Annotated in this window: 18 protein-coding genes; 16 read left to right on the top strand and 2 right to left on the bottom strand. The window is 42.3% G+C overall.

Features of this window, described 5'->3' with window-relative positions; genetic code table 11:
* Positions 1-114: 114 nt before the first annotated feature.
* Complete coding sequence (locus NCY30_RS03200) at positions 115-1,554, top strand: carbon starvation CstA family protein (protein ID WP_055194948.1); 1,440 nt, start codon at positions 115-117, stop codon at positions 1,552-1,554.
* Positions 1,555-1,622: 68 nt separating this feature from the next.
* A complete protein-coding gene (locus NCY30_RS03195; protein WP_139009850.1) occupies positions 1,623-2,627 on the top strand; it encodes an ATPase P in 1,005 nt (334 codons plus the stop codon).
* 159 nt (positions 2,628-2,786) lie between these two features.
* Here the strand turns inward: NCY30_RS03195 and NCY30_RS03190 are convergent, their stop codons facing one another.
* Positions 2,787-3,113: a hypothetical protein gene (locus tag NCY30_RS03190; RefSeq protein WP_006427836.1), complete on the bottom strand. Its 327-nt coding sequence runs from the start codon at positions 3,111-3,113 to the stop codon at positions 2,787-2,789.
* Between the two features lie 247 nt (positions 3,114-3,360).
* Between NCY30_RS03190 and NCY30_RS03185 the strand changes: the two genes are divergently transcribed.
* From NCY30_RS03185 to NCY30_RS03140, 10 genes are all read left to right on the top strand, one after another.
* Positions 3,361-4,887 (top strand): Y-family DNA polymerase, encoded by a 1,527-nt coding sequence (locus NCY30_RS03185; protein WP_139009849.1) that lies wholly within the window; start codon positions 3,361-3,363, stop codon positions 4,885-4,887.
* Positions 4,884-5,138, top strand: a complete 255-nt coding sequence (locus NCY30_RS03180) for a hypothetical protein (RefSeq protein WP_055303453.1) — start codon at positions 4,884-4,886, stop codon at positions 5,136-5,138. The genes NCY30_RS03185 and NCY30_RS03180 overlap by 4 nt, the downstream gene beginning before the upstream one ends.
* 121 nt (positions 5,139-5,259) lie before the next feature.
* Positions 5,260-5,628, top strand: coding sequence for a hypothetical protein (locus NCY30_RS03175; protein WP_055181641.1), 369 nt, complete (start codon positions 5,260-5,262; stop codon positions 5,626-5,628).
* On the top strand, positions 5,618-6,703 hold the full coding sequence (locus NCY30_RS15050; RefSeq protein ID WP_284709552.1) for a MerR family transcriptional regulator: 1,086 nt from the start codon (positions 5,618-5,620) through the stop codon (positions 6,701-6,703). The genes NCY30_RS03175 and NCY30_RS15050 overlap by 11 nt, the downstream gene beginning before the upstream one ends.
* A 5-nt stretch (positions 6,704-6,708) precedes the next feature.
* The gene (locus NCY30_RS03165) at positions 6,709-6,951 is read left to right on the top strand and encodes an RDAC family protein (protein WP_006427831.1); all 243 of its coding nucleotides are present in this window, start codon (positions 6,709-6,711) and stop codon (positions 6,949-6,951) included.
* Between the two features lie 214 nt (positions 6,952-7,165).
* Positions 7,166-8,104, top strand: a complete 939-nt coding sequence (locus NCY30_RS03160; protein WP_006427830.1) for a hypothetical protein — start codon at positions 7,166-7,168, stop codon at positions 8,102-8,104.
* 143 nt (positions 8,105-8,247) lie between these two features.
* Positions 8,248-9,651 (top strand): uracil-xanthine permease family protein, encoded by a 1,404-nt coding sequence (locus tag NCY30_RS03155; RefSeq protein ID WP_022415221.1) that lies wholly within the window; start codon positions 8,248-8,250, stop codon positions 9,649-9,651.
* Positions 9,652-9,933: 282 nt separating this feature from the next.
* On the top strand, positions 9,934-10,161 hold the full coding sequence (locus NCY30_RS03150) for a helix-turn-helix domain-containing protein (protein WP_006427828.1): 228 nt from the start codon (positions 9,934-9,936) through the stop codon (positions 10,159-10,161).
* A 1-nt stretch (position 10,162) separates the two neighbouring features.
* Positions 10,163-10,750, top strand: a complete 588-nt coding sequence (locus tag NCY30_RS03145) for a DUF2975 domain-containing protein (RefSeq protein ID WP_022415222.1) — start codon at positions 10,163-10,165, stop codon at positions 10,748-10,750.
* Positions 10,737-11,147 carry a hypothetical protein gene (locus NCY30_RS03140; protein WP_006427826.1) on the top strand — a complete coding sequence of 137 codons (411 nt, stop codon included), beginning with the start codon at positions 10,737-10,739 and terminating at the stop codon, positions 11,145-11,147. The genes NCY30_RS03145 and NCY30_RS03140 overlap by 14 nt, the downstream gene beginning before the upstream one ends.
* 4 nt (positions 11,148-11,151) lie before the next feature.
* On the opposite strand, the gene NCY30_RS03135 is transcribed toward NCY30_RS03140, so the two are convergent.
* Positions 11,152-12,054 carry a LysR family transcriptional regulator gene (locus NCY30_RS03135; protein WP_006427825.1) on the bottom strand — a complete coding sequence of 301 codons (903 nt, stop codon included), beginning with the start codon at positions 12,052-12,054 and terminating at the stop codon, positions 11,152-11,154.
* A gap of 160 nt (positions 12,055-12,214) precedes the next feature.
* On the opposite strand from NCY30_RS03135, the gene NCY30_RS03130 reads away from it, so the two are divergent.
* From NCY30_RS03130 to NCY30_RS03115, 4 genes are all read left to right on the top strand, one after another.
* Positions 12,215-14,086, top strand: a complete 1,872-nt coding sequence (locus NCY30_RS03130; RefSeq protein WP_250818452.1) for an ABC transporter ATP-binding protein — start codon at positions 12,215-12,217, stop codon at positions 14,084-14,086.
* Positions 14,086-15,792 carry an ABC transporter ATP-binding protein gene (locus NCY30_RS03125; RefSeq protein ID WP_250818451.1) on the top strand — a complete coding sequence of 569 codons (1,707 nt, stop codon included), beginning with the start codon at positions 14,086-14,088 and terminating at the stop codon, positions 15,790-15,792. Before NCY30_RS03130 ends, NCY30_RS03125 begins: the two co-directional genes overlap by 1 nt.
* 144 nt (positions 15,793-15,936) lie before the next feature.
* Positions 15,937-16,986 carry a LacI family DNA-binding transcriptional regulator gene (locus NCY30_RS03120; RefSeq protein ID WP_055214990.1) on the top strand — a complete coding sequence of 350 codons (1,050 nt, stop codon included), beginning with the start codon at positions 15,937-15,939 and terminating at the stop codon, positions 16,984-16,986.
* Between the two features lie 202 nt (positions 16,987-17,188).
* Positions 17,189-19,120 (top strand): PTS beta-glucoside transporter subunit IIBCA, encoded by a 1,932-nt coding sequence (locus NCY30_RS03115; RefSeq protein WP_250818450.1) that lies wholly within the window; start codon positions 17,189-17,191, stop codon positions 19,118-19,120.
* Positions 19,121-19,153 lie beyond the last annotated feature (33 nt).

Here is a 19,153-nt window from a genome sequence, read left to right as displayed (position 1 = left end):
AATTGTACAAAATAGATGAAAAAATCAAAAAATACTTGAAAAAAATACATAAAATCCTATAATGAAGGTAGGTTAAGGAAATGTTAAGAAATGAAAGACATTGGAGGTGTTGGTATGATTAGTTTTATCATTTGCTTGGCGCTACTTATAGGAGGGTATTTTGTCTATGGTAAAGTGGTTGAGAACACTTTTGCACCGGATGACAGAGAGACACCGGCGGTTCGGATCAATGACGGTGTCGATTATGTGGTAATGCCACAGTGGAAATTGTTCCTGGTACAGCTGCTGAATATTGCTGGTCTGGGACCAATCTTCGGAGCTATGCAGGGAGCATTGTGGGGACCGGTTGTATTCCTGTGGATTACATTCGGTACGATTTTTGCAGGTGGTGTACATGACTATTTTTCAGGTATGCTTTCTGAAAGAAATGACGGAGCATCTATTTCCGAAGTGTGCGGAATTTATCTTGGAAATGTAATGAAGAATGTGATGCGTGTATTCAGCGTTGTACTTCTGGTCATGGTTGGTACGGTATTTGCAGTAGGACCGGCGGGGCTGATCGTTACATTGCTTGGCAATAAAGGCGTGACGGGAGCCTTGGCTAACCCGGAAGTATGGCTTTGGATCATCCTTGCATATTACTTTGTTGCAACATTTATTTCAATCGATAAGATCATCGGACGTATCTATCCATTGTTCGGTATCTGTCTGATCGTTATGGCAGTCGGTGTTATCTTTGGTATCTTTATGAATCCGAATTATACGATTCCTGAGATCTGGACGCATTTTACCAATATGCATCCGGCGGGAAAGCCAATCTGGAGCTTCATGTTCATTACCGTAGCATGTGGAGCTATTTCTGGATTCCATTCTACACAGTCACCACTGATGGCACGTTGTATGAAGTCTGAGAAACAGGGACATTTCGTATTCTATGGTGCGATGGTTGCAGAAGGTGTGATCGCACTGATCTGGGCAGCAGCAGGATGTTCTATTTATAAAATCACAGGTGGTCTGAGTACAGGTCTGAATGATATTCTTGCAAATGGTCAGTCATCAGCAATCTATGATGTATGTATTAAGACTATGGGCGGTGTCGGGGTTGCACTTGCAATGATCGGAGTTATCGTATGCCCGATCACTTCCGGAGATACTGCATTCCGTAGTGCCCGTCTGGTACTGGCAGACTGGTTCAAAGTTGATCAGAATAAGATGCAGAAACGTCTGATGTTATGTGTTCCGCTTCTGGCAGTCGGAGCATTTGTCGGACATCTGGATTATGCAATCGTATGGAGATACTTCAGCTGGACAAACCAGACACTTGCTATGATCGTTCTGTGGACAGCAAGTATGTATCTGTTCCGCGAGAAGAAGAATTACTGGATCACAGCGGTACCGGCAACATTCATGAGTGCAGTTTCCATGACATATTTCTTCTGTGCAGAAGAGTGTCTGGGACTTTCTACGAAGGTTGCTTATCCGGTAGGAATTATTCTGGCAGCAGCATTCCTTGGAATCTTTATCCATGCTACAAAGAAACCAATGAAAGCATAGTTGTAAGACAGCGTAATTTGAATACATAAAAAGGCAGAATGAATTGACAGAAATGAGATGATGAAAAGATGAAACCACGAAGACTGGGTAATGTATCGATTCCGGATGAAGAATTGATAAAAGACAGAAAAGAATGTAAGAAGATCGGACCTTGTGGCATTGGAAAAAAGGCGGTGTATCTTAGCAGTTTCTATATTGACAGAAGGTATTACATACCGATCAGTTCTGTAAAAAGGATCTTCAAAAGAATCGCCATGAGTAAGGGTGGATTTACAGGAAAAGGAGTATTCGGTACATTATCCTATCTTGTGGTCGTATATGAGGACGGAAAAGAAAAGCAATGCAATTTCAAACATGAAGAAGATGTGGACAGATTTCTTGCGTACATAGAAGAAGAATATCCGGATATTCCGGTACACAGTCTTGAGGCTGAGAGAAAGCTGGCAGAGAAGGAAAGATGGCTGGCAGAAAAGCAAAGAGAAAGAAATGTATCGGAAGAAACAAAAAGATGTCTCGTGAAGCTGGAGCAGGCAGAACAGTATCTGAAAAAGCAATCGGATATCTATATGGACTTGAGTCAGTCGGCGAAGAAAAAGCGTACTTATGACAGAAGTAACCCGGCGTATAAATGGGTAGCTCTTGCAATCGTACTGATGGGCGGTGCGGCGTTCGTCTATGGTATCTATGCATTGACGACCCATGCAGGATTTGGAATGTATTTCCTTTTGTTTGGTCTGGCTGCAATCTTCTTATTTGCCGGAGCGAATGTACTTCCGACTTCGAAGAATAATAAGAATTATATTGAGAAGCGGCTGACGGAATCGATCAGTCAGATGGAAGAGTATATCAGAGTGTATCCGGATTTTCCGGTACCGGCTCACTATGCACATCCGATTGTGCTAAAGAGAATGCAGGAAATTATGAAAGAAGGGCGTGCGAGAAATATTCCGGAAGCATTGCAGGTTTTGAAAAAAGATCTGAAAGCGTTGAATTCCAGCGTAGTCGTCGAGAAAGAAGAGTATGACGAAGTGGTAGCGATCAAACCGATGTTTCTGGTGATGGATTATAAATAATTTGGCAGATAGAAAATGCGGTCGGCATATATTCTGAGATTATGAGTAAGAATATATTGCCGGCCGTATTTTTGACATATCAAAGTATACAAGAGAAGATACCAGCGGGAGGTTCTTTGTAGCGCTATGTGTTTGAAAGAAGCCACCGGTGGCGGGTACTTAGATTTTAAGCTTCAATATATATGCTAAAACCAGGAATAGTATTGCGATACATTTCACACCAATAGACACTCCGACATACCCCGGCAGCAAATATCCTTTTTGCTTTTTGCCTAATATTAAAGAAATGATATCGATTATAAAAAAGACGATTAGAACAATTGCAGCACCGAAGATCAGTAGCATAGCATCACCATTATTATGTGTCAGTGCAGTTACGACTCCAACATTTGTAATTGACATCCAGCTGTAGATTATGTATATCATGCAAATTAAGTTAAAAATAATATCAAAGACAACTTTTTCGTTTCTTGTTCCGTTCTTCATTTTAATGTCCCCTTTCTTTAAGAGAATTTGGTAATAGCCGGCATTCTTATCAATTTTTTGTTTCTTCTCTTTTGTTGTCTATAATATAAACCATCAAGTAACTTGAAGGTCAATAGTTTTAGAAAAAATAATTTGTAACTGCTTCTGTATTGTGGAAAAATCAGAATATTGGTATAATGAGAACATACATTCGAAGTAGAAAAACTTTGTGAATGAATTTGTGAGTAAAGGAAGGAGGAGAACAGGCATGGCAGACAAAGGACGGAGAAGCTATATCGCAATCGACCTGAAATCATTTTACGCATCGGTAGAATGCAAAGAAAGAGAACTGGATCCGATGACGACCAATCTGGTAGTAGCGGACAAAAGCCGTACGGAAAAGACTATCTGTCTGGCAGTGTCTCCTTCCTTGAAATCCTACGGGATACCGGGCCGTGCCAGACTCTTCGAGGTCGTGCAGAAGGTAAAAGAAGTGAATAAAAGACGGATCTGCATGGCACCCGGAAAGAAGTTTGCAGGAACTTCCGTAGATAATGAAGAAATAAAACTACATCCGGAATTGGAACTGGATTATATTACGGCGGTTCCGAGAATGGCATTATATATGAAATGCAGTACGGAGATCTACAACATTTATCTGAAATACGTTGCACCGGAGGATATCCATGTCTATTCCATTGACGAGGTATTCATGGATGTGACCGATTACCTGAATACTTACCGGATGACGGCAAGAGAGCTGGCTGGAAAGATTATTCGGGAGATCCAGCAGGAGACGTCGATTGCGGCAACGGCCGGAATCGGAACGAATCTGTACCTGTGTAAAGTTGCCATGGATATTGTGGCGAAGCATATCGAGCCGGATCAGAATGGGGTGAGGATCGCAGAACTTACAGAAATTTCTTATAGGAAGCTTTTGTGGGCGCACCAGCCGATCACGGATTTCTGGCGTGTGGGCCCGGGGTATGCGAAGAAGCTTGCGGAAGTCGGATTATTTACCATGGGAGATGTGGCAAGATGTTCTCTTGGTAAGCCGGGGGAATATTATAATGAAGATTTGCTGTACCGGCTATTTGGGGTGAATGCAGAACTTCTGATTGACCATGCATGGGGATGGGAGCCATGCACGATCGCAGATGTGAAGGCGTATAAGCCCGAAAATAACAGTATGGGTGCGGGACAGGTACTGCATTGTCCATATAATTTCGAGCAGACGAAGATCGTGGTAAAGGAAATGATCGATCAGCTGGCATTGGATCTGGTAGATAAACGTCTCGTAACGGATCAGATCGTTCTGACGATTGGATACGACATCAAGAATCTGGAACAAGGAACGAAGAAAAATGTAGGGGAGATCACGACAGACTGGTACGGCAGGAAGCTGCCGAAACATGCACACGGAACCGCTAATCTGAAGCAGCATACTTCTTCATCGAGGCTGATGACACAGGCAGGTGTAAAGCTGTATCATGAAATTGTGAATCCGGATCTTCTGATCCGCCGGATTACGATGGCAGCGAATCATGTGATCAGTGAGAAAGAGGTCCAGGAAGAACAGCAGTATGAACAGATGAATCTTTTTACAGATTTTGGAATTGCAAAGAAGGAAAAGGAAGAGAAGAATGAGAAGCTGGAACGGGAAAAGAAGATGCAGAAGGCGATGCTGGATATCAAGAAAAAATATGGGAAGAATGCAATCTTAAAAGGAATGAATCTGCAGGAGGATGGAACTGCGATGGAACGGAACCGGCAGATCGGAGGACATAAAGCGTGAGGAAAGAAAATGTTTCGAAAGAAAATGTTACACAGGTTTCGGGGAAATTACAGAAATCGGTGATCGAAGTGCAGCAAAAGTATGGAGATATTCTGAACCTTCCGCATCATGTATCGGAGACACATCCGCCGATGCCGATAGCAGACCGAGCGGCTCAGTTTGCACCATTTGCGGCACTGACCGGCTATAAAGAAGCAATAGAAGAGACAGAGCGGCTGGCAGAGAAAAAAATCGAGCGGGAATACGAGTAAAGGCAAAAAATGGAAGAAAAATATGGTGAATCTCTTGACCTTCAAGCGGCTTGAAGGAATATAATCATCTTAACAAAGAGGGAGAAGGATGTAGATATTCGGAATGAGGGAAGGTGACAGTATGGAAAAAAGTGAAGAAAGAAACAAAATCATTTCTAAACTTCAGACAGTAATAAAAGAACAGATTGAATTAAAAGAAATCGAAATACCGGGAACCATTACATTTCAGGTTATGTCTGTGGATGGTGGGAATGTATCGGTGGGAGCCGGTGAAGTGCTTCTGCTTCGTTACAGTGCGACTCATCTGGAATACAGTCATGAGTTGGAAGACGAGAACCAGAAGTTTCATATGGCAGTTCATATCATTTATTGTAAAGAGCAGAAAGGTTTATTTGGTAAAGTAAAATACAAGACGATAAAACACCGCAAAGAGATCATTACAGAGGCAGACTGGAAGAATGGAAAGAAGGTGTCACTTTATGAAGATTAAAGATGTAGAAAAACAGGTTGGGATTTCCAAGGCGAATATAAGATTTTATGAAGAAGAAGGACTGATCCATCCGGCACGTAATCAGGAAAATAATTACCGGGAGTATTCAGAAACAGATGTAGAACAGCTTCAGGAAATTAAAAAGCTGTGTCTGATCGGTATTCCGGTACAGGAGATCAAAGATATCTATGAAAATAGATTGACTTTACAGGAAGCATTATCTCACAGATTAGATGAGATCGAAAAAGAAGAACGAACATTAAAAGAGACAAAATTGACCTGTCAGAAGGCATTGAAAAGTAAGCTTGACATTACATCGATCGATCAGCTTGAGATTGAGGAAGAAAAAGAAGAGTGGCAGGTACGTCTGGCAATTCTTTTGAAAGAGGATATTGTACAGAAGAAATTAAGCAGGGATGAGATGAACAATGAGATTGCATGCTTTTTTATTGCAGGAACGATCTTAAGTGTGATATCTATATGGCTGCTTCCGAAGGATTATATCGGAACACATCTTTATGTCGGGCTGATTTCACTTGCAGCTGTGGTAGGTCTGCTGATCATAGGAACATGTTCGGCGAATATGAAAGTGCATCTGACATTGTTGCTTCTGGGGGCAGTTGTACAGCCTGTCGGATTTTTTACAATCGGAACATTGATGGGAAGAGGATATATTGTGTGTCGTGATACAGCGGTATTGAAGCAGTATGTAATCTACCTGTATGGCGGGGCATTTATTCTTGCAATTATATTGTGGATGGGCTCAAAGCTGAACCGCTATATTCTGAACAAACTCTGGATCAGTATGCTTGCAAGCCTGATCATGGCAGGAGTGATAGCACAGATGCTGAATCAGAAGTATGGACACTTGATGGCAACAGGCGAACTTATCGTGGGATTTTTGTGTGCTGTTATTTATCTTGCTGCTGTATCCGGAACATGGACACTGGCGAATGCAGACTGGGGAAAATATAACCGGTATCATGCAGTGTATACGTCGAACAAGATGATCAATGTATTCGCAACGATATTCAATGCAGCCGGATACTATAGTGAAAAGAACTGGAGGAGATAGCAGATATGAATTATATTACATTTAATGAAATTATTGAAGTGAACGGATTGCTGGAGGAGAAAGGACTGAATTTTAAAGTCCACTTAAGAGATGCCTGTGGGAAGCAGTCATGCTGGATCGAACCGTTGGGAAATTGTGCATGCGAAGGACGGTATGAGGAGATGTATCAGGTTGTGGAGGAGTATTTTAGAAGGAAAGGGCAGAAGATTACGTTTGATGAGACGAAGTTGAATTTTTTTGCTGTTTAATTTATCTGAAAAAATATATTGAATAATATTTACTTGTATGTTAATCTATATAAAAGCATACTTCAAAAGAAATCTAAGGTATATTGAATCATATACCATCTACATTCTAATTACATTTCAGAAATCTATGCTTTTTATACCAATCAATTGTAAAAAGCAGGAGAGGACTGAACGTGTAAGTAAGATATCCTCCTGCACATAGGAGGAATTAAATATGGCGAGAAGAAAGAGTCAGAAGAGACGCAACAAAAAGTATCAGGTAAACAACCGTCAGTTAAAGGCAAAACGGCCATACAAAGATACGATTTTTCGAATGTTGTATCATGATAAAGAAAATCTGCTATCATTGTATAATGCAGTGAATGGTCGGAATTATACTAATGCAGAAGATTTGCAGATTGTCACATTAAAAAATGCAATTTATATGGGAATGAAAAATGATCTGGCATTTATTATGGATATGAATTTATATTTGTATGAGCACCAGTCGACGTATAACCCGAATATTCCGCTTAGAAATTTATTCTATATTGCGGATGAATATCAAAGATTAGTAGTTCAGAAATCTTTATATTCAACGGTAATACAAAAGATACCGACACCAAGATTTATTGTGTTTTATAATGGGACGAAAAAGGTAGACGATTATAATGAATTCCGATTATCTTCAGCTTATGAGAACCCGACGGATAATCCGGATCTGGAATTAAGGGTGACTATGTTGAATGTAAATGATGGTCATAATCTAGAACTGATGGAACACTGCAGAACATTAAAGGAATATGCTAAATATGTTGCGAGGGTAAGAAAATATGTGACGCAGAATATTCCTCTGGAAGAAGCAGTTACGCGAGCGGTAGATGAATGCATAGAGGAAGGAATTCTGGCAGAATTTTTGATGAAGAATAAGGCTGAGGTGATCAAAGTGAGCATCTATGAGTATGATAAAGAATTTGAAGAGAAAAAATTACGGAAAGCGGAGTATGAGGCTGGGGTAGAAGCTGGAATTGAACTTGGAGAACGGAGTCTTCTGGAAAATCAGATTAGAAAGAAGTTGAAAAAAGGAAAGCCTATAGAACAAATTGCGGATGAATTGGAGGAAGCGGTAACTACAATTCAACGAATTATAGAAGAAACAAAAAAAGAAAATTGAGCAAAATCAGGAAGGCTGTTGCAGATGCAATAGTCTTCTTTTAAAAGTAATAAATGGATTTATTACTTCCACGGTTGCTTTCTCGTAAAATATAAGTTAAATTTATAATAAATAAAATTTTACAGAGAGAATGAGGAAATGTCATGGAAAGCAACAAAGAAGAACAGATAACGACGGTCAGTGAAGAGAATATTTATAAGCTGAACGGCAGGGTTCCACTTAGAAAAGCCATTCCGTTTGGCTTACAGCATGTACTGGCGATGTTCGTATCGAATCTGGCTCCGGTACTGATCGTGTGTAGTGCGGCAGTACTTAGAAGTAATGGGGCGCATTTAAGTTCGGCGGAGATTACACAGTTATTGCAGTGTGCGATGTTTGTAGCCGGAATCGGAACCTGTTTACAGTTATATCCGATTGGAGTGATCGGATCAGGACTTCCGATTATTATGGGAGTCAGTTTTACGTTTCTTGGAAGTCTGTTGGTAATTGCAACGAATCCGAATCTTGGATATGAAGGTATGGTTGGTGCAGTTATTCTGGGTGGTATTTTTGAAGGTTTTGTTGGACTGAGTGCCAAGTACTGGAGAAAATATCTGACTCCGGTTGTATCGGCTTGTGTAGTTATCGCGATTGGATTATCACTTCTGCCGGTAGGTATGGATTCCTGGGGCGGCGGAAGTGGAGTGAAAGACTTCGGTTCCTGGTATCATCTGGTCGTTGGAGCATTTACATTGATCGTATGTCTGGTATCCAGAGAAGTACTGAAAGGCGTATATAAGAATTTAAATGTGCTGGTCGGACTGGTATTTGGCTATGCACTTGCAATTATATTTACTGTAGCGGGAATCGCACCGATGGTTGACTTTTCCGGTATTCATAAGACGATTCAGGAGGTTGGTGTGTTCAGTATCCCGAAGCTTGTGTTCCTGACCAGTCATAAGCCGGTATTCAATCTGGGAGCATTTTTTACGATCGCAATCGTATTCCTGGTATCGGCAGCAGAGACGACAGGTGCAACGACGGCAGTCTGTACGGGAGCACTTGGACGTGATCTTAAGATGAAAGAACTTCGCGGTTCACTGGCAGTTGATGGATTTTCAAGTGCAATCTCCGGATGTTTCGGATGTCTGCCGCTGACATCATTCAGTCAGAATATCGGACTTGTGACGATGACACAGGTGATCAACCGTTTTACGATTCTGATGGGAGCACTGATTCTGATACTTGCATCTTTATTCCCGCCGCTTGGAGCATTCTTCAATTCACTTCCACAGGCGGTGCTTGGCGGATGTACAGTTATGATGTTTGGATCGATCATGTATGAAGGAATCAAGATGCTGAAAGAATGTAAATTCGATGACAGAACAATGATTATCGTGTCACTGTCATTTAGTATCGGAGTTGGTCTGACACAGACATCCGGGAACTTCTTTGCAGCATTTCCAAGTGCGGTAGGAGATGTGTTTAATGGAAATGCAGTGGCAGGAGTGTTTGTGGTATCGTTACTTTTGAGTCTGTTTTTGCCGAAGAAGACGAAAGTGGAGTAAGCGAGAATATAAAACAGCATAGTGAATCATAGAAGAAAAGATTATCTGGAGAAAGGGAACTATCCGGATAATCTTTTTTTGGGGCCATGCGTTTATAAGTAGTTGCCGAAAGAAGATTCTTTAGAGTTAAAAATATAAGAAAAGTTGGAAAAATCACATAATTACGAAAAAAACGGTTGGAATATTGCGTGGTAAAAATTATTGACAAACGATAATTCCTTGCTATAATAAAATTATAAATTATCGAAAAACAATAATTTTCAAACACAGAAAGGAGGAAATATGGGAATTCGTATATGCTTGGATGAAGTCCTGAAAAAGAAGGGAATGACTTCAAAAGAATTATGCAGACAAGTCGGTATTACCGAGGCCAATCTGTCGGTACTCCGAAGCGGAAAAGCCAAAGGTATCCGTTTGCATACGATGAATCGTATCTGTTATTTCCTTCAATGTGATGTAGGTGATATTTTAAAATTTGATGGAAATCTGGATGAAGAGGAGGGTGAATAATATGAAGATGAAAAGTTTTGAAAAATTCCGGAAACCACTGACCAGTCTGATGAGATTTCTGGAAATCTTACATTGGTTCGATGGTATCGTATTACTTTGGGCGGGATCGGCTATACCTATGCACAGCGTGCACATTAACGGGGCTATATTCGGCATCAAACAGGATACCATGATGAATGCCTACGGGATGTTCTTTACACTGATTGATGCAAAGGGAAATATGCGGATGCATCTGGTATCCGTGTGGCTTCTGCTGTTGGGAGCAACATCTATATTACTGGCCCTGATTTTTCGCAACGTTCATAAAATACTGAAGTCATTGGAAGGCACAAAGGAACAACCAGAAATGGGCACACCGTTTACAGCAGAAAATGTAGAAAGAGTAAAGAAAATAGGAATTTACAGTATAGTAATGCCGACGATTCAGAATGTGGTCGTTTATATTTGCGGAGTATTGATTAAAATGAATGGACTGAAAGATATCAATTTTGAAGTGAGAGGATTCATTTTTGGAATTATTGTTTTATGTTTAGCCTATGTATTCTCTTATGGAGTAAATCTGCAGGAAGAAGTAGATGGGTTTATCTAAGATTTCTATTTGGAGAGGAGAGATGGATATGCAGAAAAGTATCAAATCATTGAAAAGAAATGGCATATTGTTATTGGCGTATGATTTATTGGTGTTATGTATTGTATTTGTAAAAAATGGAATGATAAATATGTCAGCGGAAGCGGCCACTTCTCTAATTGTATCTATTGGTTTTGGAATATTCATCAATTTACTCTGGATCGTGGATTCCAAAACTTGGATTACTGATTACGGAAAAAGGAAATGTATCTGGTCCTATTGGTGTGGCGAAATTGTACTTCTGCTGTTAGTAGTTGCTTTGGAAAATATGAATCAACTGGTTGCAACATCTGCCATATTAGGAATGATGGCGGTATATCTTATAATTGGTATATGGTGGGTGAGCCGCAAGCTCTAATGTGCTAATGCTCACCACACACATCCAGAAATTCCTGCACCAGCGGCACCGGTTTCTTTCCCTTCGCCCAGATCAGAAGTATCTTAGTTATAAGATCAGGCTCATCCAATTCTTGTATACAAAGTCCGTCACACAAGCTGGCCATGGACTGCGGAAAGATGGCAGTTGCAAGATCTTCTTTCGCCCACAGCATGGCACCTCTGGGATCATCGCAGACACAGAAGATGTCCGGATTCATATTCTGGGCATGAAAGGTATTCATGATGAGTTCTTCGTATCTCCGGTATAAGATCAGCGGTCTATGTAAAAGATCGGAGAGCTTTAAGGAAGAAACCGCATTGTGTTTCGAAGAATTATGCGGTGTATCTGTGGTAACGTCAGCGGTCTTTGAAACCATATTTTTGGGTGCTGATACTGCAATCATCGGCTCAGAACACAATTCCATATAAGACACTTCGTCAAGACGCAGTGGTGTTCTGGCAACGGAGATATCGATGATCCCGTCCAGAAGATACTGATAAAGCGAATAAGTGATCCCGTCGTGGACTTCAAAGTTCACGTCGGGATTTTTTTTCGAAAACTGGGAAATATAAGGCATGATGGTATCTACAGTTGTGGGAGTCAGACCGATACGCAGGATCCGTTTTTTCCCGGTTTTCGAGACCTCGAGCTCGGTAGATCTGGCGTATTCCAGCAGATTACCGGATCGGTCGTAGAGAAGCTTTCCGGCTTCAGTAAGAGTAACGCCCTTGCTGGTGCGGTCGAAAAGTTTTACATTTAATTCATTTTCCAGCTGACGGATCTGGTAGCTGAGCGGAGGCTGGGACATATTTAAGTGTCTTGCAGCTTCGTTGATGCTGCCGGTGGATGCGATCTCGCGGAAATATTCTAACTGTCTGAGTTCCATGTTGGATTACCTGCCTTATATATTTTTTGTATTGCAAAGCTATAAAAACAATATTATTCATATCAATGATAACGGACTATAATAAAACAGTCAAGGGATATTATAATAAGTAGATAACGATGACTTATTAGTTATCGGAAAAAGGAATGGAGTGAAAGAAATGAAGCGTCTTGAGAAGTTTCTGAGACCTTACCGCAGAGAGAGTATTTTGGCACCGCTATTCAAATTATTAGAAGTCGTGTTCGACCTTATGGTTCCGGTTGTGGTAGCTCAGATTATTGATGTGGGCGTTGCGAAGAATGATTATGGATATATTGTGGAAATGTTTTTCGTGTTACTGCTCATGGCAGCAGTCGGACTGTTGTGCAGTTTTACCGCACAGTTCTTTGCCGCAAAGGCAAGTGTTGGATTTGCGACCAGCGTCAGACAGGCAATGTTCGACCATATCCAGGGATTGTCATTTACAGAACTGGATACGCTCGGAACAGACACACTGATCACGAGACTGACGGACGATGTGAACCAGGTGCAGAACGGAATTAACATGGGACTGCGTCTGTTACTTAGAAGTCCGTTTGTCGTAATCGGTGCGATGGTGATGGCATTTACCATCAATGTGCGCTGTGCACTGATCTTTGTAGTGACAGTACCGATCCTGTTTGTCGTTGTATTTTCGATTATGCTGATCAGTATTCCGCTGTTCAAGAAAGTACAGGCAGGTCTGGACCGTGTGACAGGACTTACGAGAGAGAATCTGACAGGTGTCCGTGTCATCCGTGCATTCTGCAGGGAAGAACAGTCGGTGGAAGAATTCGAAGAAGGAAACAGAGAACTTACAAGATTGAATGAGTTCGTAGGAAGAATTTCTGCCCTTTTGAATCCGCTCACGTATGTATTGATTAACGGAGCAACTGTGTTACTGATCGCGCGTGCCGGAGTGCAGGTCAATATCGGGAATCTGCAGCAGGGACAGGTAGTAGCGCTGTATAACTATATGGCACAGATTATCGTAGAACTGATCAAGCTGGCATCCCTGATCATTACGTTGAACAAATCAATGGCTTGCGCAGACCGTGTGGCCGGTATTCTGGATGTGAAGTCCAGCATGGAATACAAAGTGGCGGCTGAGCAGATGAAGAATGAACAGATAAATGCTGATCAAAGAAAATATGAGACAGATGGCGAGAATGATCAGGCCGACAGTAATCTGGCAGTTGAATTCAACCACGTCACCTTCACATACGAAGGTGCCGGAGCATCCAGCTTATCGGACATCACCTTCCGTGCGAAGAAAGGACAGACGATCGGAATCATCGGAGGAACCGGAAGTGGTAAGAGTACACTGGTCAGCCTGATCCCGAGATTCTATGATCCACAGGAAGGAACGGTAAAAGTAAATGGTATCAATGCAAAGGGCTATCCGCAGGGAGAACTTTGCAGTGAGATCGGAGTGGTACAGCAACGTTCCATCCTGTTCAAAGGAAGTATCCGCGACAATCTGAAGTGGGGCAATGATCAGGCTTCAGATGAAGATCTGTGGAAAGCAATCACAATCGCTCAGGCAAAAGATGTTGTAGAAGCTAAGCCTGGAAAGCTTGATTTTGAAGTAGAACAGAACGGACGTAACCTGTCCGGCGGACAGAAGCAGCGTCTGACGATCGCACGTGCACTGGTCAGCAAGCCTGAGATATTGATTCTGGATGACAGCTTAAGTGCGCTGGATTTTGCGACAGACGCAGCGCTTCGTAAAGCAATCGGTGAACTGGAAGGCAATGTGACAACCTTCCTGGTATCTCAGAGAATTTCCGGTATCCGTCAGGCAGACAAGATCCTGGTTATGGAGGACGGTGAGCTGGCAGGACAGGGAACCCATGAAGAACTGATGGAGACTTGCGAGACCTATCAGGAGATCTATTATTCACAGTTCCCGGAAGAACGTCCGGCTGCAGTTAAATCTTCAAAGGAAACCGGAAAAGATTTGGACAAAGCGGATAAAATGACAGAGAAAGCAGAGAAAGGAGCGGCAGAGTAATGAAGAAATTATTAAAGCTCATAGGAAAGTATAAGATTTTCCTTGCATTCAGTGTAATCTTTGCTGCAATCTCTGTAGTATTGCAGTTATATGTGCCGGTTTTATTCGGTGATGCAATTGATGAAGTTGTATCGGCACATCAGGTGAACTTTGATATGATGTGGTATTATCTGAAGCAGATTCTGATTTTTATCGTGATATCAGCATTTGCTACGTGGTTCATGAATCTGTTGAACAACCGGATGACTTACCGGATCGTGCAGGATATCCGTTCACAGGCAATCCGTCATATCCAGGTACTGCCGTTGTCTTATCTGGATCAGCACAGCACCGGAGATATTGTAAGCCGTGTCATTGCAGATACAGATATCTTATCCGATGGTCTGTTGTTGGGATTTACACAGTTATTTTCAGGAATCGTGACGATCGTTGTGACACTGATTTTCATGTTCTCTAAGAATGTGTGGGTAACACTGCTGGTGATTGTACTGACACCATTTAGTTTCGTAGTAGCGAAATTCGTTTCTTCCAGATCTTATACGATGTTCCGGAAGCAGAGCGAGACCCGAGGACGCCAGACTGCACTGATCGAAGAAATGATCGGCGGACAGAAGGTAGTCAAAGTATTCGGTTACGAGAAAGAATCATCCAGAAGATTTGATGAGATCAATAAAGAACTGCAGACATATAGCCAGAAAGCGGTATTTTACAGCAGTTTAACGAACCCATCTACACGATTTGTCAACAATATCATTTACGCCGGAGTGGCTTTACTTGGGGCATTTCTGATACCGGGCGGCACGCTGACGGTCGGAGGACTTTCTGTATTGTTAGCGTATGCGAACCAGTATATGAAGCCGTTCAACGATATCAGTTCGGTAGTCACAGAGATGCAGAATGCGCTGGCATGTGCGGACCGTATCTTTGATCTGTTAGAGCAGAAAGAAGAGACATTGGATGCGGAAGGCGCATTTGCTGCAGTTGATGGCAATGTTACAATCGACGATGTGGAATTTAGTTATGATAAAGAAAAAGAACTGATCGAGAACTTCAATCTGGATGTAAAACCGGGTATGCGTATTGCAATCGTTGGTCCGACAGGATGCGGTAAGACGACATTTATCAACCTGCTGATGCGCTTCTATGATGTAGATGAAGGAAAGATCCTGGTGGATGGAAAGGACATCCGGGAGGTATCCAGACATGCCCTTAGAAGCAGCTTTGGTATGGTGTTGCAGGATACCTGGATCAAGAGCGGAACCGTAAGAGACAACATCTGCTTTGGAAAACCGGATGCAACCGATGAAGAGATCATTCGTGCAGCGAAGGAAGCAAGAAGCTGGGAATTCATCCGGAGACTTCCAAAAGGTCTGGACACGGTGCTTCACGAAGACAGTATCAGCCAGGGTCAGAAGCAGCTTCTGTGTATCACAAGAGTCATGCTCTGTCTGCCGCCGATGTTGATCCTGGATGAGGCGACATCAAGTATCGATACCCGTACCGAACTGCAGGTACAGGAAGCATTCGATAAGCTGATGAAAGGAAGAACAAGCTTTATCGTGGCACACAGACTTTCGACGATACGGAATGCTTCGTTAATCTTAGTTATGAAAGACGGTAAGATCATCGAGCAGGGCAATCATGAAGAATTGCTGAAAAAAGGTGGATTTTACCATAAGTTATACCATAGTCAGTTTGAAGGTTAATACGCAATCTGGCAAAAAGCTCGCTTAGGCGGGCTTTTTCAGTTATAATACAGATAAATACTAATCAGTAAGAATGGAGAAAATCTGTAGAAGGAATGTGCTATAATATTCTGCAGTGAAGAAGAACAGAGGGAGTAACAGTATATGACGATCAAAGAAATTGCCAAACTGGCAGGAGTATCCAGCGCAGCGGTGTCGAGATACCTGAACGGCGGATACGTCAGTGACGAGAAGAAAGAACAGATTAAGAAAGTAATTGATGAGACCGGCTATCAGCCATCGGCGCAGGCGCGTATGCTTAGAACCAAGAAAGCGTGTCTGATCGGGGTGGTTGTACCAAAGATTAATTCAGAATCCATCAGCCGGATCACGGCAGGAATCGAAAAGGTTCTTTCGGAGCGGAATTACCAGATGCTGCTTGCCGGAACGGATAATACACCGGCGAAGGAAATAGAGTATATGCGTCTGTTCGAGAATTATCCGGTAGACGGGATTATTCTTGTGGGAACGATGATCACGGCGGAACACCGGAGATTTCTGAAAGAATCGAAAGTACCGGTGGTTGTGATTGGTCAGCATACGAAATATGCGAACTGTATTTATCATGATGATTACGGCGCAGGGGAGGCCATGGGATGTGCGGTTGCGGCAAAGAGCCGGAAAGAGATTGCATATATCGGAGTATCAAGAGAAGATAAAGCAGCTGGAGCGGCCAGAGAAGATGGATTCCGGGAAGGTCTGAAAAGGTCGGGAAAAGAATTAAAAGACGGATATTATAAGGTGGCGGAGTTCACGACAGAATCCGGATATGAAAAGGTTCTGGAATTATTGAATGAAAAACATGACATCGATATCATATCATGCGCCACTGATACAATCGCAGCCGGGGCAATCGAAGCGATTCATACTTATGCCGGAAGTCAGATTCCGAAGAATGTAGAAGACACAGGATCCAGATTCCGTTATATATTAGAAAATACATCGATTCAGGTTACCGGATTTGGCGATAATCAGCTTTTAAAGGCGGTAACAGGTGGAATACCAACAGTGCATTTTGGCTATAAGACCAGTGGAATCCGGGGCGCAGAACTCCTGTTGGATGTAATAGAAAGGGATGAAAGCATTCCGGTAGAGATCAAACTTGGATTCCGGCTCGCTAACATTGATGATCCGGAAGAAAATATAGAAGACTAAGAGATGCCGGAGCAGAAAATCAGTGTGTAAAATGTGTAAATAGATTCCGAATCAGTCAAAAACAACAGAATTCGTGCAAACCGCACAAAATCGAATAGCAAATATCAGTAAAAATGCCATCTTTACAAATGGCATTTTTTTCTTATTATAAAATTACAAGATGTGAAAACGATTACACATAGAATGAGGAAGGAGAGTTAATATGGATTACAGAAAGACCGCACAGGACATCCTGGATCATGTCGGCGGAAGTAAGAACATTGCATCTGCAGCACATTGTGCAACGAGACTTCGTCTTGTCATTGCAGATAATAAGAAAGTAAGTAAAGAAGCACTTGAAAATATTGACGGGGTAAAAGGGGTCTTCGAGGCATCGGGACAGCTTCAGATTATCCTCGGAACAGGTACAGTAAATAAAGTATTTGCCGAGTTCATCGACATCGCAGGTATCACGGCAAGCTCGAAAGCAGAGGCAAAAGAGGCAGCTGCAGAGAAGCAGAACTGGTTCATGCGTGCGATCAAGCTGCTTGGTGATATCTTCGTACCGATCATTCCGGCCATCGTAGCCAGCGGTTTCTTAATGGGAATCATGAACTCACTTGATTTTATGAATAGCAACGGATTCCTCCATATTAATACACACAGTTCGATTTATGTATTTGCGAATCTGTTCAGTAACATTGCTTACACATTCCTGCAGATCCTGATCGCATTCTCAGCTGCAAAAGCATTCGGTGCGAACCAGTATCTTGGTGCAGTTATCGGTATGATCATGATCCATCCGTCACTGCAGAATGCTTATACTGTAGCAACAGAGGGTGTACAGCAGACACAGAGCGTATTCTTCGGACTGTTCAAGATTGACATGGTCGGATATCAGGGACACGTCATTCCGGTTATCATCGCCGTATGGATTCTGGCAGTGATCGAGAAGAAGTTACATAAGATCGTTCCGGAAGTTCTTGACTTGTTCGTAACACCTCTGGTCAGCGTATTTGTAACAGGTTACCTTACATTATCAATTGTAGGACCGATCTTCGTATGGGCTGAAAATGCAATTCTCGGAGCAATCCAGTGGATGCTAACGCTTCCTCTCGGAATCGGAAGTCTGATCATGGGAGGTTTATATGCACCAACCGTAGTAACCGGTATTCATCAGATGTATACAGCTATTGATATCGGACAGCTTGCAAAATACGGTGTTACATACTGGCTTCCACTTGCAAGTGCAGCCAACGTAGCACAGGGAGCTGCAGCACTTGCAGTAGGTATTAAGTCTAAAGATAAGAAGATCAAATCTCTGGCACTTCCATCATCACTCAGTGCATTTATGGGAATTACAGAGCCTGCAATCTTCGGTGTAAACTTAAGATTCTTCAAACCATTCATCGCCGGATGTATCGGTGGAGGATGTGGGGCATTATATGCATCACTGGTACATCTTGGAGCGAAAGGAACTGGTGTAACAGGTATCTTCGGTATCCTGCTCTGCCTGAACCAGCCGCTTCAGTACCTGATCGAGATGGTGATCGCAGTCGGTGTTGCATTCGTGATCTCATTCCTGATCTATAAGGATGCAGAACCAAAGGCAGCAACCGCAGATGCAGCAGAGACAGCAGCAGTAGAAAATATGGAAACAACAGACGCAGTAGCAACAGCAGACACAACTGCAGAGACAGCAGAAGAGACATTAACAAGCCCGGTAAATGGAACACAGATTCCGTTAGCAGAAGTAGCAGATGAGACATTCGCATCAGAGATGCTCGGAGCTACCGTTGCAGTAGAGCCTGCAGACGGAAAAATCGTAGCGCCATGCGACGGAGAAGTATCGAATATCTTCGAGACAGGTCATGCCGTATGTATCACAACAGAATCGGGTGGCGAACTTCTGATCCATATCGGTATTGATACTGTAAAAATGGATGGAAAAGGATTTACAAAGAAAGTTTCTGATGGCGACAAAGTACATGCAGGAGATATTCTGGTAGAAGCGGACCTTGAGGAAATTAAGAATGCAGGATATCAGACGACAACAATGATGATTCTGACAAATACAGATGAATTCGGAAATGTAACAAAGGCAGAACCTGCTGAAGTTAAGACAACAAGTAAAGTTATGACACTTACAAAATAATGTGTATAGAAATAATGCTTATAGATAGATGGA

The organism is Dorea sp. MB18-49, assembly GCF_023669465.1.
Classification (GTDB): Bacteria; Bacillota; Clostridia; order Lachnospirales; family Lachnospiraceae; genus Dorea_A; species Dorea_A longicatena.
The sequence above is the reverse complement of the archived record's forward strand: the minus strand, read 5'-3'. Positions and strand labels throughout refer to the sequence as shown.

Coding starts and splice junctions, on each gene's coding strand:
- NCY30_RS03200 (WP_055194948.1), top strand. CDS start 115: ATGATTAGTTTTATCATTTGCTTGGCGCTACTTATAGGAGGGTATTTT.
- NCY30_RS03195 (WP_139009850.1), top strand. CDS start 1,623: ATGAAACCACGAAGACTGGGTAATGTATCGATTCCGGATGAAGAATTG.
- NCY30_RS03190 (WP_006427836.1), bottom strand. CDS start 3,113: ATGAAGAACGGAACAAGAAACGAAAAAGTTGTCTTTGATATTATTTTT.
- NCY30_RS03185 (WP_139009849.1), top strand. CDS start 3,361: ATGGCAGACAAAGGACGGAGAAGCTATATCGCAATCGACCTGAAATCA.
- NCY30_RS03175 (WP_055181641.1), top strand. CDS start 5,260: ATGGAAAAAAGTGAAGAAAGAAACAAAATCATTTCTAAACTTCAGACA.
- NCY30_RS15050 (WP_284709552.1), top strand. CDS start 5,618: ATGAAGATTAAAGATGTAGAAAAACAGGTTGGGATTTCCAAGGCGAAT.
- NCY30_RS03165 (WP_006427831.1), top strand. CDS start 6,709: ATGAATTATATTACATTTAATGAAATTATTGAAGTGAACGGATTGCTG.
- NCY30_RS03160 (WP_006427830.1), top strand. CDS start 7,166: ATGGCGAGAAGAAAGAGTCAGAAGAGACGCAACAAAAAGTATCAGGTA.
- NCY30_RS03155 (WP_022415221.1), top strand. CDS start 8,248: ATGGAAAGCAACAAAGAAGAACAGATAACGACGGTCAGTGAAGAGAAT.
- NCY30_RS03150 (WP_006427828.1), top strand. CDS start 9,934: ATGGGAATTCGTATATGCTTGGATGAAGTCCTGAAAAAGAAGGGAATG.
- NCY30_RS03145 (WP_022415222.1), top strand. CDS start 10,163: ATGAAGATGAAAAGTTTTGAAAAATTCCGGAAACCACTGACCAGTCTG.
- NCY30_RS03140 (WP_006427826.1), top strand. CDS start 10,737: ATGGGTTTATCTAAGATTTCTATTTGGAGAGGAGAGATGGATATGCAG.
- NCY30_RS03135 (WP_006427825.1), bottom strand. CDS start 12,054: ATGGAACTCAGACAGTTAGAATATTTCCGCGAGATCGCATCCACCGGC.
- NCY30_RS03130 (WP_250818452.1), top strand. CDS start 12,215: ATGAAGCGTCTTGAGAAGTTTCTGAGACCTTACCGCAGAGAGAGTATT.
- NCY30_RS03125 (WP_250818451.1), top strand. CDS start 14,086: ATGAAGAAATTATTAAAGCTCATAGGAAAGTATAAGATTTTCCTTGCA.
- NCY30_RS03120 (WP_055214990.1), top strand. CDS start 15,937: ATGACGATCAAAGAAATTGCCAAACTGGCAGGAGTATCCAGCGCAGCG.
- NCY30_RS03115 (WP_250818450.1), top strand. CDS start 17,189: ATGGATTACAGAAAGACCGCACAGGACATCCTGGATCATGTCGGCGGA.